This window comes from Luteolibacter arcticus (assembly GCF_025950235.1).
Lineage (GTDB): Bacteria > Verrucomicrobiota > Verrucomicrobiia > Verrucomicrobiales > Akkermansiaceae > Haloferula > Haloferula arctica.
In genome coordinates, this window is the sequence record NZ_JAPDDT010000023.1 from 42808 (window position 1) to 61296 (window position 18489).

At 64.0% G+C, this 18489-nt stretch carries 19 protein-coding genes; all 19 read right to left on the bottom strand.

Annotated elements, in window-relative coordinates; translation table 11 throughout:
- Nucleotides 1-85: 85 nt before the first annotated feature.
- Nucleotides 86-502, bottom strand: a complete 417-nt coding sequence (locus tag OKA05_RS27210; protein WP_264490376.1) for a DUF1918 domain-containing protein — start codon at nucleotides 500-502, stop codon at nucleotides 86-88.
- Between the two features lie 447 nt (nucleotides 503-949).
- Complete coding sequence (locus OKA05_RS27215) at nucleotides 950-1288, bottom strand: hypothetical protein (RefSeq protein WP_264490377.1); 339 nt, start codon at nucleotides 1286-1288, stop codon at nucleotides 950-952.
- 385 nt (nucleotides 1289-1673) lie between these two features.
- Nucleotides 1674-1967: a hypothetical protein gene (locus tag OKA05_RS27220; RefSeq protein ID WP_264490378.1), complete on the bottom strand. Its 294-nt coding sequence runs from the start codon at nucleotides 1965-1967 to the stop codon at nucleotides 1674-1676.
- A 194-nt stretch (nucleotides 1968-2161) separates the two neighbouring features.
- A complete protein-coding gene (locus OKA05_RS27225) occupies nucleotides 2162-2395 on the bottom strand; it encodes a hypothetical protein (protein ID WP_264490379.1) in 234 nt (77 codons plus the stop codon).
- Nucleotides 2396-2457: 62 nt separating this feature from the next.
- Nucleotides 2458-2898 (bottom strand): hypothetical protein, encoded by a 441-nt coding sequence (locus tag OKA05_RS27230; RefSeq protein ID WP_264490380.1) that lies wholly within the window; start codon nucleotides 2896-2898, stop codon nucleotides 2458-2460.
- Nucleotides 2899-2908: 10 nt separating this feature from the next.
- Nucleotides 2909-5164 (bottom strand): sulfotransferase, encoded by a 2256-nt coding sequence (locus tag OKA05_RS27235; protein WP_264490381.1) that lies wholly within the window; start codon nucleotides 5162-5164, stop codon nucleotides 2909-2911.
- Nucleotides 5161-5796, bottom strand: a complete 636-nt coding sequence (locus OKA05_RS27240; RefSeq protein WP_264490382.1) for a hypothetical protein — start codon at nucleotides 5794-5796, stop codon at nucleotides 5161-5163. The genes OKA05_RS27235 and OKA05_RS27240 overlap by 4 nt, the downstream gene beginning before the upstream one ends.
- On the bottom strand, nucleotides 5793-8450 hold the full coding sequence (locus OKA05_RS27245) for a hypothetical protein (protein WP_264490383.1): 2658 nt from the start codon (nucleotides 8448-8450) through the stop codon (nucleotides 5793-5795). The genes OKA05_RS27240 and OKA05_RS27245 overlap by 4 nt, the downstream gene beginning before the upstream one ends.
- Nucleotides 8451-8507: 57 nt before the next feature.
- Nucleotides 8508-9446 (bottom strand): hypothetical protein, encoded by a 939-nt coding sequence (locus OKA05_RS27250; protein ID WP_264490384.1) that lies wholly within the window; start codon nucleotides 9444-9446, stop codon nucleotides 8508-8510.
- A 38-nt stretch (nucleotides 9447-9484) separates the two neighbouring features.
- The gene (locus OKA05_RS27255; RefSeq protein WP_264490385.1) at nucleotides 9485-11854 is read right to left on the bottom strand and encodes a hypothetical protein; all 2370 of its coding nucleotides are present in this window, start codon (nucleotides 11852-11854) and stop codon (nucleotides 9485-9487) included.
- Between the two features lie 29 nt (nucleotides 11855-11883).
- Complete coding sequence (locus OKA05_RS27260; RefSeq protein WP_264490386.1) at nucleotides 11884-12423, bottom strand: hypothetical protein; 540 nt, start codon at nucleotides 12421-12423, stop codon at nucleotides 11884-11886.
- Nucleotides 12424-12441: 18 nt separating this feature from the next.
- Entirely contained in the window at nucleotides 12442-13170 is a 729-nt protein-coding gene (locus OKA05_RS27265) for a hypothetical protein (RefSeq protein WP_264490387.1), read from the bottom strand.
- Between the two features lie 3 nt (nucleotides 13171-13173).
- On the bottom strand, nucleotides 13174-13707 hold the full coding sequence (locus OKA05_RS27270) for a hypothetical protein (RefSeq protein ID WP_264490388.1): 534 nt from the start codon (nucleotides 13705-13707) through the stop codon (nucleotides 13174-13176).
- Nucleotides 13708-13765: 58 nt separating this feature from the next.
- Nucleotides 13766-14035 carry a hypothetical protein gene (locus OKA05_RS27275; protein ID WP_264490389.1) on the bottom strand — a complete coding sequence of 90 codons (270 nt, stop codon included), beginning with the start codon at nucleotides 14033-14035 and terminating at the stop codon, nucleotides 13766-13768.
- Nucleotides 14032-14505, bottom strand: coding sequence for a hypothetical protein (locus tag OKA05_RS27280; protein WP_264490390.1), 474 nt, complete (start codon nucleotides 14503-14505; stop codon nucleotides 14032-14034). Before OKA05_RS27280 ends, OKA05_RS27275 begins: the two co-directional genes overlap by 4 nt.
- A 5-nt stretch (nucleotides 14506-14510) precedes the next feature.
- Nucleotides 14511-14936 (bottom strand): hypothetical protein, encoded by a 426-nt coding sequence (locus OKA05_RS27285; RefSeq protein WP_264490391.1) that lies wholly within the window; start codon nucleotides 14934-14936, stop codon nucleotides 14511-14513.
- Between the two features lie 653 nt (nucleotides 14937-15589).
- Nucleotides 15590-16504: a major capsid protein gene (locus OKA05_RS27290; protein WP_264490392.1), complete on the bottom strand. Its 915-nt coding sequence runs from the start codon at nucleotides 16502-16504 to the stop codon at nucleotides 15590-15592.
- A gap of 132 nt (nucleotides 16505-16636) precedes the next feature.
- Complete coding sequence (locus tag OKA05_RS27295) at nucleotides 16637-16873, bottom strand: hypothetical protein (RefSeq protein ID WP_264490393.1); 237 nt, start codon at nucleotides 16871-16873, stop codon at nucleotides 16637-16639.
- A gap of 199 nt (nucleotides 16874-17072) precedes the next feature.
- Nucleotides 17073-18113: a phage protease gene (locus OKA05_RS27300; RefSeq protein WP_264490394.1), complete on the bottom strand. Its 1041-nt coding sequence runs from the start codon at nucleotides 18111-18113 to the stop codon at nucleotides 17073-17075.
- Nucleotides 18114-18489: the final 376 nt, after the last annotated feature.

Here is an 18489-nt window from a genome sequence, read left to right on the forward strand (position 1 = left end):
GCGCTGGGAGCGCGGAGCCTCCGGCCCGCAGAAGGAAGATGACGGCCGTGATGTCGATGCGGGCATAAACGGGCAAGCGGACCAGTCAGGAACTAATGCCGTCCAGCGGCTCCGCGATCCCAGCGGCCAGGCGTCTCATCCGCCGCCCGCGCCAGATGAGAAAAGCGGACCACGGGACGAGGAAGCACAGAATGAGCAACCAGTGAGGCACGACGATCCCATTGGCAGTGATTTGCTCCCAGCGCTCGCGATAGAGCGGGCTGCCGCCGGTGCCGTGGACATTCACGATTTCCACCTCGCGGCCGGTGCCGCCGGTCGATCGATCATCGAGGAAGATGCCGACCTCGCCTTCGAATTGCATCACGCCCCACCAAGTCGACGAGCTCCGCACCCACAGCCCCTTCGCCGTGTCCATCGAGACGATCCACGAGCACGCGAGAAAGCCCAGCGCGAGCAGGCCGAAGCCGAACGATCTCCAACGGTAGAAGGGACGCGGATGCACCGGCCACAGTCCAACAGGAAGCCGCGCGAGGATTCAAGAGCGGGAGATGGGAATTGGATGGACGAACGAAGAGGATGGACAACGAAACCAGCGAAACGGAGGAAAGGAACGAAACGAGCGAAAGGAATGTGCAGCCACCTGCTCTGGCGGCCACGCCCGATGGAAGCCGAAGGCCCTCGGACTGCTGCGGTCATCCGCAGCTCTCGAATGAAGGGTGAGGTGCGCTGCTCTGGTGGGACGAGGCGATCCCGGAGGCCCGGCTCAGTGCACCTGATAAGCCAGCTCCACCCTTCACTCAAAAGCTGCGGATAACCGCAGCAGTCCGAGGGCGGCTGCGCCGCGGCAATGGGGCGGATCTGTTAAAAAATTTGGCCCGCCGCACACGGAGTGTGCGGACCACCTCCAAGCACGCACCACCTCCCCTCTAACTCCCACACCCAACCCCACCTACTCCCGGATGATCCGCACAAACACCCGCGGCAAGCCATTCGGCAGCTCGATCGTCTCGGTGAAGCCCGTGGCGGTGCCCAGGTCCTGGACCAGCTCACCCGTGAAGTCCAGATCCTCGCTGAGCTGCGCGGAGTAGCTGATGCCGGGATGGCTGGCAAAGGTGACAAAAACCGCGGGGCCAATCTTCTCGATCTTCACGATGCGGAGCAGCGAGGCGATGTCGCGCGGGCCCGTGCCTTCGAGAGGCCGACGGCGGCCCCCGCCGGCACGCGGAGGATGCGCGAGGCATGGTTCCCCGAGATCGTCAGCAGCCCCGGCAGCCGATGATCTCGGCACGAGCCGCACCTCACTGCAACGCGGCGAGAAGAGAGCTCGCGCGGGAAATGAAGCGAGGGGACATGGCGACCTTGGGGAGGCGACGGAAGAAGGGCAGGAGGCAAAACAACCCCTTGCGCACGGCTTCACCCGGTTCTCATCACCATGGCCATATCATGGAAAGCCCACAAGTTGGATTCACCCCACGCCACCTGCGCCGCTTGCTGAAACTGGGAGCGCGGAATTCATTCCGCCCGCGCTACTCATGACGGCGACTTGAAGAAGATGGACAACCAAACCAGCGAAACGAACGAAAGGAGATGCAATGATGACCGGCCTCTTAAATTTCGCCCATTTCCCTCGTTTCGTTGTCCTCGTCCTTCGTCGGATTCTCACTCTCCCCGCATCACTCCCCTGCCTGCTTCCGCACCGCCGCCGAAATCTCCGCAAGCCGCACCAGCGCCTCCGCGATCGCATACATCAATGCAGACCAAAACAAGCAACCGATCCCACTGCCCAGCGCCATGAAAAACGAATCCGCCCGCCCGATCAAGACCGACAGGACCGCCGCGCCAAGTCCAATGACCCCCAGCACTAACAGCAACAACCCGATGACCCGGAAAACCGGTGCCGCGGAACGATTCGTCGTGCCCGTGGCGGCCGCACCGACATTCTTGGTGCCGCCAGAAGGAGTTTGCACATAACCACGCTTGAGAGCTTTTCCAGGAGGGTTCATAGGAGAGGACCCTTCGCCTATCATCTCCCACCCCATCTGTCATCCCGAAAGCGGAGGCTTGGGTTCGATAGAAATCCGATTTCTGGAATGCTATCGAACGTGCGACAACGTCAGCCCTTCCGCGCCCGCCCGAGCCAACGCCGCGGCCGTCGATCTGACTACGGAATCCACCTCTCGCAGCTCATCCGGAACTCGAGCCCGAAGTCGAACTGTCGGGCATACACCCGGTTTTCGATCCGCCCGGCCGTGAGGAAGGCGACCATCCGGCCATCGGAAAACCCGGTCACCTCGACCCGCCAACCGACCGGCAAGCCAATGTCCGGATTGCGCACCCACTCGACCCCGTGCCACGCTTCCGCGGCCCGCCAGACCGGTTCGCCAGCACTGTTCACTCGACCACCCTAGCGGGCCGGTCAAGTCGGGCATGTGGGTTGACTTCAAACCGCGAGCAAGATCACGGAATCGGCTTTCGGTCTCTGACCGGGTCGTAGGCAATGAAGCCTTGCTTTCCGGTGAGTGGATGGCGGTTGCCCTCCTTATCGTCTGCCTCCCTCTTCTCGCGGAACTTGCGTGCCTCCGGTGCCGGGAAACCTCCCAACTCCTTCCGCACGGCGTCGGGAAGCGACTCGTAAGGTAAAAACGTCAGCCCTCCATATTGGAGCAGCGTGAAGGTGGTCTTCGCAGGTGCTTTCCCCTCCTTGTGGCGGATGTAGATCCCGTCCGGGACCTTCTCCAGCACCTGCACATCCACGAAGGTGTAGCGCTCCTTGGTTTCGAGCTTGGGATACTTGGCGATCACCTTTTCGGTAACCTCCGGCTTTTCTGCAGGTGGAGCCGCGGGCTCGGCGAGCAGCGATCCACACAGCAGGAAGGGGAGGAAAAGAAGCGCTTTCATCGGCGACCTCCTACACCCCTGCCCTATCTCTCGCCACTACATTCTTGTGATCAAGCTCCCAAGGCGCGGGGGTGAATCGGCCCGCGATGGCCCTCCTGAGTTCGAGGTCAGGAGTCGGGTCGCCGTGATTCAGGAACCGTGCCCGGGATGGCAGCGAGGTGGTCTTGTCGCCGGACATGCGGCGGCAGGGAGTGCCGTGATCGGTGTGGTAAAGCACCTCCAAAGGCATCTTCCACCAGCATCCATGCCGCCGCAGCGTCTCCATAGCCTTCGCCCGCTCGATGAGATAGGGCGTGTGGGTGCTGAAATCCCGCACGCTCTCGTGCCCGTGGTGGTAGAGAGAAAGGGTCGCCCTCCCCACTCCGCGCCGCCAGCGGTTCGAGCACACCAGGTTGTCGCGGATGTCCCGCACCAGCTCGCCGCCGCGGTAGAGTGCGGTCCGGAAGTCCTCCCATGTCTGGGGCAGCAGCAGGAAGATATCGTCATTGAAAAGCAGCACCTCATCCGCGATCTGGACCGCCTTTGCGAGCGCTTCCGGATAGCCGGGCGCGAGGTGGAAGGTGACCTCCGGGTGATCGTCCAGCCAATCGGGACGGGCATCGCCGAAGACGTGGAAGGGCGGCGGATCGGCCAGGTTCTCCCGCACCGATCGCATGCTGTGCCGGAGTTCATCCCAGCCCGCCGCTTCCTTCTTCCACAGCCAACAGACGGCCCGGTTGCCGGTGCTCTGCTGCTTGGGGAAGGCCTCCGGTGGGGCGGGCAGATACCCGGCGCGGCGGAGCTGGCGGAGCTTCTTGAGCTTGCTGTGGCCCGCCAGATGGTGGAACCACGCGGGCCCGGCGTGCTTCCCGGGAAAGCGGTTCCACTCGGGGCTCAGGTCGTGGACCGGCATCCCGTTCAAGGAGGCCATGGCAAGCCAGGCGTTGAACTGGTGTTGCTCCTGATGCCCGGAAATATAGGGCTCCCGGCAAACTTCCAGCATGGCCGCGGCGGCAGCCCGGTCACACGCCCAGATACCGGCATTCCGGTAGGTCGATGCAAAAGGATCGATGCCCGGGAAGTGATCTGCCATCCACGCCGGCCACGCCCCTGACACATGCTTGTAGGGCGCATCCGGCATCACGTGGAAGCCACCGGCCGCCACGAAATCCAAAGCAGGGGCGGCCGGGTGGACCATCACGTCGGCATCCACGTAGAGCATGAAATCGGCATCGCCCGCGAGGAACTGCCGCAGCATGTCCACCTCGCAAAACTTCGCCTCCGGATAGGCAGGATTCAGCCCGCTCACGTGCAGCGGGTAGCCGTGCCGGCCACACCACGCATCGAGGCTGGCGGCACACTCTGCCATCCATTCGGGGTTGTCATGGCGTAGCGTGTGGACCTCGAGCTTCACCGGATCCGTCGCGGCCGGAAAGTCGGGACGGAAGACCTTGGCGAGATCGAGTCCCTTCTGCGGCTCCGCGAGAAGCTTCGCATTGGCTGCCGCTTCCTCCGCGGCGAAGGGGTTAGGGACACCAGGCACCCCGAGGATGAGTTCGCCGGCGGAAGGATCGCTGGAAGCATCCGCCGCGGCCCGCTCATCAATCAACCGTTTAACCTCACCGCGGACCGCTTCGCGCTTGCCTGGCCGCTCGCGATCGATCTCCCGCCATGCGGCCGGCTGGATGAGGATTCCGAGACGGGCCAGCTTTGCGGACAGCCCGGGGAGATCTTCTAGGGCCCTCATGTCGAGATGGACCGTCCGCGAGGGATTCATCGTGTGGAAGTCCTCGAAGGAATCGCGCATCTCGCGCGCGCGCCGCAGGACCCCACCATGGCACTCCCCGAATGATGGAATCCACAGCGGGTAGGTGTGCACCAGCGACACCTCCTGCTCATCGTCCGGGCTGCGGGACAGGAAGACCAGCCGGCTATCCGGGAAGGCCCGTAGCAGCCAACTCCAGCGCGCAACGGCATCATTCCAGCCATACCGGCCGAAGTAGCTCGAGCGGACTCCGAAGTTCGATACGCCATCTCTCGCCCCAACCCACTGGCGGAGGATGTCCGCAAAGGGCGGTGTCCACACGGCCGGCACCGGCGTGACTCTCCCCCATGCCTCGCCCGCGTGGCCGCTGGCGACGTCGTCAGGAGCCCGCTCGATGGCATACAGCCGCTCCAACAGTTCGAAGCTCTCGCCCGTACAACGGTTGCCGATGCTGCCGTCGATGATCCGGGCCAGCGCGGTTCCACCCGCGCGCGGTTGGGTGATGAGGAAGAAGGGGTTCACACGAATTCTTTCATGGTCTCTTGAATGGCGCGCCGGCCGCGCCCCTGGATCCGCTGGAAAATCAAGATCTCGTAGCGGCGCCACTCCTCCATCGTCTTCACCGATTTCCACGAGTAGGCGGCGAACGGGCACCCTTCGGTTAGATTCTCAAAGGCGTGGATGCCGGGCAGCAGCTTGCCGATTTCCACGTCCTCCGAGTAGTGGTCGCCATCGGGCAGTCGCGCTGCGGCGGCGCGATATTCGGGCAGCAACTCGGTGCGTAGCCCGTAGGCCGCGCCGAACATGAAGCGATCATGCGGCGGGATCCGGTGATGCATCCCCACCGCCGGCTCGGGGCGGCCGGCGAGCCAATCGAGCCCCATCACCAGCGTGTCGCTGTCCACCTTGAGCTGATAGGGATCGCCGTCCGCATTCTCATGCAAGGTGGCGAGGATGCCCTCGATGCAGGCCTTCCCGTTCAAGTTGCCGCGGCGCGGGAAAGTCGTCCTGACTATCCGGCAGCCTTCCACCTCCGGCAGCGGATCGCCCGCATCGATCGCCAGCACCACGTCGACGCCGCAACTCCGGAGTGCCCGGCCTGCGAGTGCCGCCTGCGCGTAGTCCGGCGGCCAGGTGAAGATCGTGGCGGTCATGGCGGTGGAACCACCGTGGTGGAGCAGGTGCTGTGGCAGTAGCGCGGCCACGAACTTGCGAAGGTTTGGGAAAACTCCGTGTCGCAGCATTCGTGCGGCGTCTCATCGTCGCCAGAGTCGCCGATGATCGTAACGGTCAGGCTCGTTGGAAAGCACGCCGGCGGGACCGGGAACCGAAACTGCGCGCCCAATTCATTGATCTGCTGGGTGAGCGGGACAATCACGGTGCCCCCGTCGCAAGTCTGGCCAGCATAAGGCACGCAATTGCCTCCCTGCATGGTTATCTTAGCCATCCACCCGCCGGGACAGCGGTTCTTGATAGATATGATACCGATCTTGACCCGCCACACCGCGTAGACTTCCTTGCCCTCCTTATAGCAATCGGCGCGGTTAAACCATGTTGCAGCAATCTTATATTTGCAGTCCTTGGAATCGCTCGGCGAGGGGTCGATTTCATCTTCGCTTTCGAAGTCGGAGGACCCGAAATCATCATCGTCCGAATCGTCGCCGCTGCCCGGGCTCTCATCGTTGAGGCACTTATACCAGACGTCCACGTGCCCCTCGATCAGTTGCTTGAGATTGGCGATGGTCTTCTTCCCGGCCACCGTGGGAAGGTCCATCTTGGCAATGCAGGTGTGGAGCTCGCCATCGGCCTTGGCTGGCTTTTCATCGCGTTCGTAGATCTCGAGCTTGTGGGTCTCCTCATCCTCGGTCGGAACGAAGGACGCACCCGGGCAGCGGAGCCGGTCGGAAATCAGCCAGATCGAGCAGTCGTCGCGGCCCGCCACGTCGAAAAATGGCGCTGTATCCTGATCGATCGGCGTGTCGAAGATCGTCGGGAAAACGGGCGTCACCTGCAGCCCTGCCAGTTCGTCGCTATCGGCAGGATCCTCCTCGGCGATCCTCAGGAACCGCACCGTGCCAGGGTGAATGAAAAGCCGGTCTGGGTTCTCCCTGCCGAGGTAGGGGGCATACATGCTCCGGGGCGGCACGAAGATCTGCGTCTCCTCCGTCGGCACGGTGAATCCCCCCACGGTATCCCCCTTGCTCCCCGGATCCGCATCCGCGCCGAGTTCGTTGGACGTCCGCTCCTGCTCGCTCATCCACGTCACGCTCCGGCCGCGGAGCAAGCGCCGCAGCTCGAGCATGTCCTGTGCCGCGAGGAACGGCGCCGGGCCCACGCTGATCGTGGTGGCACCGGTGGCGATGTCGAAGCTCACCGAGTGCACCATCGCATTCATGGTCGCCCACTCGCCCTTGCCGCCGGTGATGTTCAGCTTGCAGCCATGGAAGCGATCGCCGCTCACATCCTCCATCACCGTGGTGATGCTGCCCTCGAACTGGTACGCCGACAGGCTGTTGTAGATCGCCGCCGCGATGCCGCTGGGCGCGGCCTCCGGCGCCACCCATTGGGTGATTCCCTTGTAAACCTTCGTGATGGCATTGGTCGCCGTCACCGTCTTGCCCTGCATCGCCTCGATCGGTTCCAGCAGCTTGCGCTCTTCGGCCGTGGCCGTGGCGCTGATCGTGATGCCGAAGTCGATGTGGACCTTCCCCACCTTCCGCCGCATCCAATCCTCGATCGAGCCGGACACCAGCTCCCGCGGAAAGTCCTCCGCATCATCATCCTCTTCCCGCTCGATCCGCGTGGCCCGCGGGTTCACCGGAGGCGGCAAATCCTCGTCGAGCTCGTCCGGGATCAGCGTGTTCGCCGTGTGGAAGGTCGTGAACGCCGCATCCGGGATGTCCTTGATCGGCGGGTATTTCTTCTTCAGCCACTCGCGCACCTCCTCCGCATCGGTCGGGATCGTCCGCGTCTGGATCCGCTGCTTCTGGAACTGCATCTGCCCGCCGGCCAGCTCGATCACGTTCGAGATCACCCGCGGCCCGGTGGCCGGCGCGGGGTAGATGTCCTCGATCCAGTCCCGGAACGTCTGCCCGTCGATGATCGTGGCATTCAGGTAGAGGATCTGCACCGCCTCCGGCTTCAGGTCATCCCGCCGCGTGATGTTGACGCTCTCGGTCTGCCCTTCATCGATGTCGATCGTCCGCGTCGCCATCGAGGCACGCGGCGTGAAATTCAGCGTCGGCGGCGAGGTCGAGTGGTCGATCCACGGCACCCAGTCCGGATGAAACCGCAGCGACAGCCGGATGACCTCGGCACACGTCACATTCCGCACCTCGCTCTGCCATAGCGGCAGCCCAGCCGGGATGCTGCCCATCTGGATCGCCACCCCGTTGTCAGCCGCATAATTCACCGCCTCCGCGATCTGCTCCGCATCGGTGCACTCCGCGCCATTCGACTTCCGCCCGAGGATCGCGATCGGCAACATCACGCTGCTCGACCCCGCCGGCCATTCCTCCTTGTAGATCGTATCTTCGAGGTCCTGCCAGGCATCCACGATATCGATCTCCTGACCCTCGCTCGTCCCCGTCGCCGACGTCGGCAGCGAGTTCACCTTCCCTTGGAAAAACGCCGTGCCGTTCCGCGTCAGCGTCACGGCCGTCCCCCATGGCAGGATCTCCGCCGCATCCATGTCCACCACCCGCCGCAGCGACATGATCGACCGCGTCCCGGTGTTGAAGGTCCCGCCCGCAAACTCCAACCCCAGCGCAGAAAGCGCCGTCCCATTGATTGCCCAGGTCGCGCTCATTTCGATTTGTGGGGGACGTCGCCAGCCGTCGTCGCTTGGCCCTGCAGTTTTCTCACCTCATCCGTCAGCTTGTTCAGGTTGCGCCGCAGGTCCGCATCCTTCTTGCCAAAGTTTTCGTTGAACCGTTCGAGCGCAGCCGCCAGCGCCCCGATGTTCTCCGCCGTGGGATCTTCCCTGACCTTGGCCGATCAGGGGAATCAGCGCACCCACCGCCGCACCCGCCGGCCCGAAGACCAGCATCCCGGCGCCCGCGCCACTGGCTGCCGCGCCCAGCACTGAAACGATCTTCGCGCCCTGCGCGGCGGCCTCCGCCATCTCGGGATTGGTTTCCCTCAGCGCTTCCGACGCATCCTTCAGGCCACCGGCCATCATGCCGAAAACCTCACCCGCCTGGGCGAGCCCTTGCCCGATCAGCAGCGTCCGGAGCTGCTTGCTCTCCTCCGTGAGCTCCCGGGTCCCATCCGTGGTTTCATCGATCGCCTCGACGTTCTTCTTCCGCAGCTCGGCCTCTTGCTTTGCGAGATTCTCGATCACCGCCGCGCGCTCCACGGCCTCATCCGTGGCTTTCTTGCTGGCCTCGGTCGCCTCTTCCACACTGGCTCCCGCTTGCCAGGCAGCATCAAAGGCAGCAACACCCGCAGCCTTCGCCGACTCGGACAGATTCACCTGAGCGGCTGCCTGCTCTTCCAGCGCCTTGGTCTGTTTCTCGATCTCCGTCGTGGCCTTGGCCGCTTCCTCTGCAACCGCCTTCTCGCGCTTTGCGAGTTCATCCAGCACCGCAACGTAATAAGGCTCCGGGGTATCGGCACCAGTGGGCGCGTAGTCCTTCTTGTAGTCCTGCAGGTCCTGCGTGGAAACCTGGGAAAAATCACGACCCGCCTCCGCCGCACCCTCCGCCGCCGCCTTCACCCCCTCCAGCGCCTTCTTCGCCTCATCCGCCCCCGCCGTATCCGCGGAGATGCCGATCCTCACTTCCTTGTCGTTTCCGGATGCCATGGGTTCGTCAGTTCGTGCTCGCCGGGTCGATCAGTCGATCAGTCGAAAAGGCGATAGGTCACCTGCCCGCCATCCAGGCGGACGTCGCCTGTCGCCGTGCCAGTGCCTAACAGCCGATACGTGTAATAGTTCTCCGCCTGGCTGGTCTGGAAGGACTGCACCAGCCGGGTGCCCCCGGAGTTGAACACGCAGTTGATACGGTTGGTCATGCCGATCGCGGCGAAGTACTGCGTGCCGGTGCCGGCGGTGAGATCCCTCGCAGTCCCCGCCCATGCGTTCGCCTCGGTGGTGGCAGCCTTGAACACGGTCCCCGAAACCCGGATCGCGTAATAAGTGCCGTTCGCCAGGTTCGTGGGTGCCGCTCCGCCGGTGGCCACTTGGAAGAGATCGCCGGTCTGCAAGCCATGGGCCGCGCTGGTGGTGATTTCCTCGGTGCTGCCATTCACGCTGTAGGTCAGCCCACCCGCGACGGTGCCCCACACGTAAACGCTATTCCCTCCCGCCGCGGTGATATCCACATCGGTATCGGCCAGCGCATTGCTCAAGCTGCTCGCCACGCGGAAGGTCGTCGCGCTGTCCACGATCGCCCAATAGGAGCCGTGGGCCAGACCTGTCGGGGCCGTGCCATTCATCATCAGCGCGATGGCCTGACCGGTCTGTAGCCCATGCGGTCGCACGGTGGTCAGCCGATCGGTTCCAGCATCCACCGTGCACAGCTTGAAGGTCGCCAGCGTGTCGTTCACGCGGATCATCTCCAGTCGCCAAGAAGTCCCGTTCTCGGTCAGGTCACCGCTATCGAAGATCGCGAAATACGGATGCCCGTTGAGCTTGATCCTCTTCGTATTTCCGTTGGCGGCAAAGCGGCCGGTCATCACCAGCGAATCACTCGAGCGCCGGCCGAAGTAGGTCGCATGCGCCGGTACTTCGCCCATGTTCATGTCCGTCGCCGACACGCTCGGGTCGAAGAGACCGGTTGGCACCACGTTGTCCGACATCACTCCGTTGAAGTCGATGTTAGGCAGCACCGAGCTGCGCACGTGTCCACCGATGAAGGCGTCGCCCTTCACTTGGAAAGGATAAGCGCTGCCCGGATCCATGCCGGGGAAAGACTTCCCGAATGGAAGGACCTTCAGGAAGCCTAGCTCCGGCCGGGCCGCGTGGGTGATCGAGTTCGCAGGGGCTACCGGGGATTCCTCGAGGTCGAGCTTGTCGCCCATGGCCCAGATGCGATGGACCAGGCTTGTGGTCCGGCTGCGGGTTAGCTCGGAAGTCGTGTTCGTCGTGTAGCTGTCGCCGCCCCACTCATACCAGAAGTGCGTTGTTGGACCCACACAGTTGGAGATCCCCGGTGCCGTGAACTTCACCGTCCCCACGCCTTTGAGCGTGATCGAAAGCTCATCGCCGACAACGTCTAGCAGGATCGTATAGCGGCCGCCCGGGCGCACGCCGGTAAAGCCAGGGGCAAACTTATAGACACCCCCTTCAAGAGTTCGGTTGATGCACGTGATGCCCGCTCCCGGATAGAAGCCGATTTGAAAAACACCATCCGCCGAGATGTTGATGTGGACGGGGTTGTTCCCTGTCGGAAAAATGGCGCCTCCGTCATTCGAAATGATGGCCGACGAGTCGAACGTGATGTTTCCCAAGCCCTCCCCAAGTGTCGCAGTCGGGTAGATCGAGGGTGCCATCTCCACGTCCACCCCCATCGAGAAGCGGCCGCTGCTGGCGTCCACGTAGCTGCCCACATACACCAGGGCACCATTGCCTGCGCGAAGCCCCCGGTTGGCGATGTAGGGCAATTGTCCGCTGCTGCCGCCAGAGATGCCACCGGAATGCACCCGCAGCGGGTTGCCGGTGGTCACCGCGTCACCGTGCTCTACCACCGTCGCGTCTGCGGTGCGGAATGCCTCGTAAAGGAACTGCTTGTGATCGGACACCACGCCCGAGGCGTAGAGGTCCACGTTCGCCAAATCATCATCCGCCTTCCCGTCCACCACCGTATCCAGCGCGGCGAGATTACCCGCCACCGCCGTCACGCTCGCCGCAGTCGCCAGCGTCCCGCTTGTCGGCAGCGTCACATTCGTTGCGCCGCTCGTCGTCAGCGTCACCGCGTTGCTGCCGCTGGTGGTGAAGTTGCCGCCCAGCGTGATCGTCTTGCCGCTGTTATTGACACCGGTGCCGCCCTTGGCCGCGGAGATCAGCTCGCCATTCCACGGCACCGGCGTGGAGAAGAGTTCCGCCAGCGTGATCTTCTTCGACCCCGCCGCACCCGCGCTGACATCCACGATCGGCAGCACATCGGTCGGCACCGCACCGGAGCCGCTCAGGCTCGGCAGGTCGCTGATCCTTGTCTGCCCTCCTGCCAAAGCCGCCACCGCCAAGTACGAAACGTATAGTATCTTCTTCATAAAAATTCGTCGCATTCGTCCCATCGGACCTATTCCTCATGCTCTTCCCCCACTAGGAAATCCCCGCCTTCCGTCACCAGCTCGTCGCCACCCTCGGCCATCAGCGTCTCCAGCGGCACCTCACCCCAGACGCTGCCTTCCACGTAGGTCCCCAGGTCCGCCACGATGTTCCCGCCCAGGATCCGCACCGTCTGTCGGCACACCTGGTCCTCGTGCTCGTGCGGCCAGCTCTGCACCGCACAGTCCTTCACCCGGAATTGCCGACCGCCCGCAAAGGACAGCAGCACGTCCTTCCTCGACCGCGGCAAGGCGAGCGCATCCACGAAGTTCGCCTGCACCGCCGCCTTCACGCCTCCCTTCACCCGGGCCATCGTGAAATCGATCTTGTGCGCCTCGTTCCCTCGCGGGTAGTTCACCACGCCCGTCCCGCGCACCGTCGCCGACGTCTGCACCTCCTGCCCGCCATCGACCTTCACCGGCTCCCACATCGGCGCGCCATACGGCACCAGGACGAAGCGCGCCCCGTCCGGGTCCCACATGACTCTCACCGGGGAATCCCATAGGTCCATGCGAAGATCGTGTTATTGTTAGAGAGTGAGGGCGGCGGGCGGCAGCGGCAGCCCGCCGGCGCCACCGGAGAGCGCGGTGGCAGTGAGTGCGGTCACCACGCCACTTCCATCGTTCGAGGCCTTGTTCGCCACGGTGACCAGCGCCGATGCCGCCCCGCTCGCCTCGAGCGCCGTCTTCACCTGCGCCGCCGTCGAGGTGATCGCCGCGCTGCCATTCGTGGCCACCTTCACGGTGATGTCGCGGCCGGAGACCACCACGCCGAGGCTGGCGTTATTCGTCCCCGGGCTCACGTAGCTCACCGTCACGTCATTCCCCAGCCGGCCGGACAAGACCGCCGTGAAGGCCAGGTCGTTGTTAGAGCCGCTCAGGTTCGTCGCAAGCGTCGCCGCCACCGCCGATGACTCGCTGCCGAGGTCGATCGCCACCGGCTCTGCCAATGCCCGCGTAAGGGCAGGCGTGCCGGCACCGTCGTTATCCGCGGCCCACGTCGTCACCGTCCATGGCCAGGTCCCGAAGCCACTGAAGCGACTTAGGTCGTTGGCGATCTGCCACTCTCCTTCCGTAGCCTCGAAGACCTCCGCATCGCCCGGGCCCGTGTATCGCCACTCGGGCACCTTCGCCGACAGCACGTAAGTCAAATTCAGCGCCGCGGCATGCGTGCCCGTCACGCCCGACAGCGTGAATGCCGGCCACAGCCCGCTGCCGCCGCCTGTTAGATCGATCGATACCGGTGGATCAGGGACCATGGCTCAGGAAAGGTTCGAGACCTCCGCGGTATTCAGCGAGCTCGAGAGCTGCCGCACGATGAAGCGATACGCCGTCAGGTTCTCGCCAAAGGTGTAGGGCTCCACCCGCCCCTCGCCCCAGATGTTCATCGTCACGATCTGGTTGTTCTGGTGATCGTAGCCCTGGATCAGATACCAGCCGCGGATGTCTTCCTCCGCCGCATTCGGCACGAAGACTCCGGACGCCGGCGTCGTCCCGCCAAAGAGGCCCTCCGCCAGCGTCGTCTCGCTCCACTCCTGCAGGCCGAAGACATACTCGATCTGCTGGTTCGTCGTGATCACCGCGCGATCCTGGAAGCGTCCCGGATCCGGCGAGCGCCGCACCAGGCGGTTCCCGCTACGCCGCACCTCGAAGGTCTCACAGCTCGCCACCTTCGTATAGTTGCTCGCCGGATCCGTGTCCGGCTTGGCGTCCACCGCCACGATGACCGGCGGGCTGTCAACGGATTCACCCTCGCGAGCGAGGAAGATATGGAAACCGGCAATGATGTCTTTCATGATCGTAGGTAAAAAAATGGAAATCGATATCGAATTGGTTCGGCCCCAGCCGACACTGTTAGATTACTTCAAGGATCTCGGCCTTCCTCCCGGCCGCCAGGTATTCCGCATGGGCCAGCGGCACGCCCTCCACCACCCTGCCCCGCGCAAACGTGAAGCCCCGCGCCTTCACCTGATCCAGGCAGCGGATCTTCGCCACGCGGCCGCTGGGAACGCGGGCCGCTGGCCCGCTTGGACAGTCCGGTGCCTTTTCCATAAGCGTGCTGGTGACAGCACATGCCTCTTCTTTCTCATTCTCAATCGGGGTCTCAGATAGCTCGTGATTCATGGCTCAATAAAAGAAACTGCCTCGGACGAAAACTGCACCACACTCTCCGCATCGATGCGGATCACATGAAACTCCTCCGCATCCGCGATCGTCATGTCGGTCACTTCGAAGCGCACCTGGCTCTTCGTCGGCGTCTCATCGGGGAACCAGTGGTGCAGCGCCCGGGCCACCAGTTCGGCCAGCTCCGCCGGCTCCTTGCTGCCATCCCGCGGCACCCCGCCATGGATGACCGGCTTGAAGAAAAGCGACACACTATAGCGCGCCGCCAGCCGCACCGCGGAAAGCTGGCGATCCCGATTGCTCCCACCCAGGAAGGCGATCACGCCCAGCCCCAGCTTCTTCGCCGTCGCCTTCGTGAATTCGCTGCCCAGGTTCTTCTGGCGATCCACCAGCCACGTCAGCGGCTGCAGGCCATCCACCGTCGCCAGATAGGCAGCCAGGTCATCGGCTCGATCGAGTAGCGCGCTCATCGTTGTTAGAAGTCGAGCTGGACCTTCCCGCCATACGATCCCGTGGCCTCGGCCACCGTCACCGGATAGACGCCATCCGGCGATGTCACCAGCACCTCGCCCTTCGCCACCTGGTCCAGATAGAGATACGCCTGGCGTGTCTCCTCCGCTCGCTGGTCCGTGCTGCCCTCCATCGTCGGCTGCGCGGCCACCAGCGCGGCGCGGCACAGGCTCACGGCGTGATACAGCGCGCCTGCGGGGATGGTCCCCTCGTCGCCCGGCGTATTCCCCGAGAAGGTCGCCACCTTCGACCGCACCAGCGCGGCCACCTGGGCGATGATGCCGCTCAGCTTGTCCGTCGAGGCCGCCTCGCCCACCGCTTCGAAGGCGTCCCTCTCGTCCGTCGTCAGCCGGGCGAGGACGTGCGTGCTGGAGAGTGCAACCCATGACATGTGATGATAATGTTAGAAAATGTCTCCCAAATGTAGCTGGGGCATCTTGCCCCAGTCCGTTGCAGGGGCGTCCCGCCCCTTCTCCCTCGCCCCACCTTTCCCGCCCGCCCGTCATCCATTGCCAGAGCGCAGGAAGACCGGACGGGCGGGCTATGAAAATGTCTCCCAAATGTAGCTGGGGCATCTTGCCCCAGTCCGTTGAAGGGGCGTCCCGCCCCTTCTCCCCCGCCCCACCTTTCCCGCCCGCCCGTCCTCCATTGCCGGAGCTCAGGAAGACCGGACGGGCGGGGCTATGGAACCGGTGCGTGAGCAAGCAACCGGACGACCAGGAAATCGCAATCAGTCAGCCTCGAATGGCGTGGCGGGTGGTTAGGCCTGCTCTCCCTGAGCCCTGGCGATCGAAGGAACTACCGGGAAAGCTGAAACCAAAGACCTCAAGAACCCATCCATCCCAGGCACCCCGCCTCCAACCTCAGTTTTTCCCCATCCTCTTAATCTGCGTTCATCTGCGTCATCTGCGGTTGAATCTTCCCCCCTCTCCCGCAACCCCACCCCGATCTAACTCCCATCCATCCCATCCATCCCATCCATCCTGGTCCAAAAAGAACCCAGATAGCCCCCCGATGACCGCTCAAAACCACGCACCATCCCGGTCAGGTCGTGGTGATCGTCAGCCGTGCCACCGCGGACGCATTGTTCACATAAGCCGCCTCGGTCCACTCCGTGATCACCTTCTCGCCGAAGTCCTTCTCCTTGATCCGCACCCCGCCGAAGGGATTCGCCTGCACCCGGAAGGTCTTGAAGGCCGACGCGTCGAAGCTGTTTGCATTCTCCGCCGCGTAGTAGATCCACACCTCCGGATTCGTCGCCGTCAGCGCGTTGGACTTGCTGCTCGTCGTGTTCAGCTTCGTGTCGAAGACCGTCGTGCTCACCATGCACTCCGTGTTCGGATTCAGGAACAGCGAGCCCACCTCCGCGATCATCGGCGCCACCGTCGTCGCCCCCGGATACCGGTCGATCACCTTCGCGTGGTTCTTGAAGATCGACCACGCACCCAGCGCAAAGACCACCCGGTTCGGCAGCAGGCCGGTCGCATCCGCCACCGCCTTCATGTAGGAGTCGATGTCCGCCACCGGATCGTCAGAGCCGCCCCACACCTCCGCCGTCGGCGAGACCCCGGCACGCAGCGTGACCAGCGTCTCGTAGAGCCGGCTGTTAGACGCTTGCGAGACCAGGTTCTGCACCCGCGCCTCGCGCAGCAGCCGCGAGCCTTCGCCCGTGGTCGCCAGCGCCAGCTCGTGGTTGTCGATGATGTCGTGCAGCGCATACGGCTGCAGCGTGATGCTGACCCGCTCGCCATCCGTCACGACGGCCGTCGAGTCACCGCCGATCGCCCGCTTCGCACTCGGCACTTGGAAGCCGGAGCGCTTGGCGTAGTCGATCACATTGAACTGCGCCGCCCCGGTGATCACCACCGGTGCGAGGAAGTCCGCGAGGGGACTCGCCGTGGCCTGGAACAGACCCTTGGCGAATTGATTCAGCGTATTGATATTGGCAGGCGTGGCCATGATTCAGATTGGTTCGTGTGTATTGCTGTTAGATTGCGTCGTATACGTCTCGGAGCGTAGCTGGGGCATCTTGCCCCAGTCCGTTGGAGGGGCGTCCCGCCCCTTCACCCCGCTTCTTCAGATTGGGATTGCTTACGGGAGCGTGTAGTAGCCGGGCGAAAGCACCGCCTTGATCAGTTGCCCCGCCGCCGTGCTCGCCTCCAGCGCCACGGCGAAGACCTTGTGCGTGCTGGTCGTGCTCTTGTTGCACTGGCCGGAAGCAGCCGGCACCAGGTTGTCGCCGATCGCGATGCCGCTGGCGGACGCTTCCACCAGCACGATCGCGCCGGAGCCCGCCGGAGCCCGCCGGCGCCACGCTCGCCACGCCATTCGCGGCGCAGTCCTCGGTCATCACCCCCAGCGCGGCTTCCGTCGCCGCGGTGGTCACCACGCAGGTGCCGGATGAGGCCTTCACGATCTTGCCGAGCGTCACCGCAGCGGCACTATTGGTGATCGGGACGATCGGGATTTCTTGGGATAGAGGCATGGTAGGATTCAGGTGTAGTGGTTGATTCTCGTTTGGATTCTGTTAGACAAAGGCAGGTGGATCGATCTCGGCGGCACGCGCCCAGACCATCGTGAAAGGAGCGTCCGGCCCCAGGTCCGTGCGGGCCTTCGCCTGCGCCGCGGCGATCCGCTGCTCATGGTTCGCCGGACTCGCGGCACGCGCGGAAATGATCGGCCGCGTGATGTCGGCGCCGGTCGCCTCCGCCGCCTCCACCTTCTCTGTTAGAAGCTGCATCGCCAGCTCGTTGGACTCGGCCGCCGTGAGATACTTCGCCTTCTCCCGCTCGTCCGCCGCACCCGCCAGGCCGGCCTTCACCGCCCGGTCGAAGAGCGCGACACCGGCCCTCACCTTCTCGTCCTTCCGCTCCGACTTCAGGTCCGCCAGCTCCTTCTCCAGCGCCGGCACCTTCGCCGCCTCCGAGCACATCACCCGCAGGCGTTCGCTGGCGAGTTGATCCGCGCCCTCGCGGGCGGCTTCGGCATCGGTGAGCAGTCCGCAAGAGACAAGTGAAAGTAGTGAGTTCATGAGCATATCCGGCTTATCCGTCCTATCCGACCCATCCTTCCGATCCGGGTCATCCTCCGCGTCTGCCGCGGCGATGGCGGGAATCTCGCGGAAGGCCGGCTCCGTGCACAGCGCTCCCACTGGCCCCCGATCCGGCAGCCCGCTCGGAACGCCATTCGCGCCGATGTAAAACTCCGGCGAGAAGAACCGCGCATCCCGTCCCTCCACCGCCTCGCGGCCGCTCTTCGACCACTCCACCATCGCCACGATCCCCGTGCCCGCCTCATAGCGGAAGCCCGTCGGATAGCACGAAACCGGGTGCCGCCGCGTGTGCTCGAAGTCGCACCACGCCTTCACATTCCCCCGCTTCGCCAGCGCCTCGTTGAACGCCGCCGCCACCGCCTCGCCCTCCTCCGCCGGCAAGTTCACATCGATCCCCTTCGGGTGCGATTGCGGCTTCAGCTTGTGACTGCCCTCCGGCAGGAAAACAATCTCATCCGGAGCACCCTCACCGCGCAACGCACAAGCCAGCGCCGAGGAAATCAACACATGCGACATGCCCGCATACTCCACCTAACAGCTCACCACATCCACCCCATCCACTGGCCCCCAAAACAGTGGCCGCAGCTTCCAGCAGCAAGCCCCCGGGACCGCTGGTCTTCAGACCGGCTTCACCAGACCGACGCCCATCCCCGACGCCCTTCCGTTCGGTCATTCTCCACCATCCGTAGCCATGCTGGCAACAGCACGTGTCTTTCGCCAGTGCCCGGAAATTGCACGCTCCTCTAACAGCTCCACCAATCCCACCCCACCCCACCCCGCAGCTACCCCCAAAAAGGGGCCACTCGCGCCCTCCCGCGAACGCAATCTCAACGTTCCTTCCTCACCATCCGCAAGCGCGCTCGCGACAGCACGTGTCTTTCGCCAATGCACC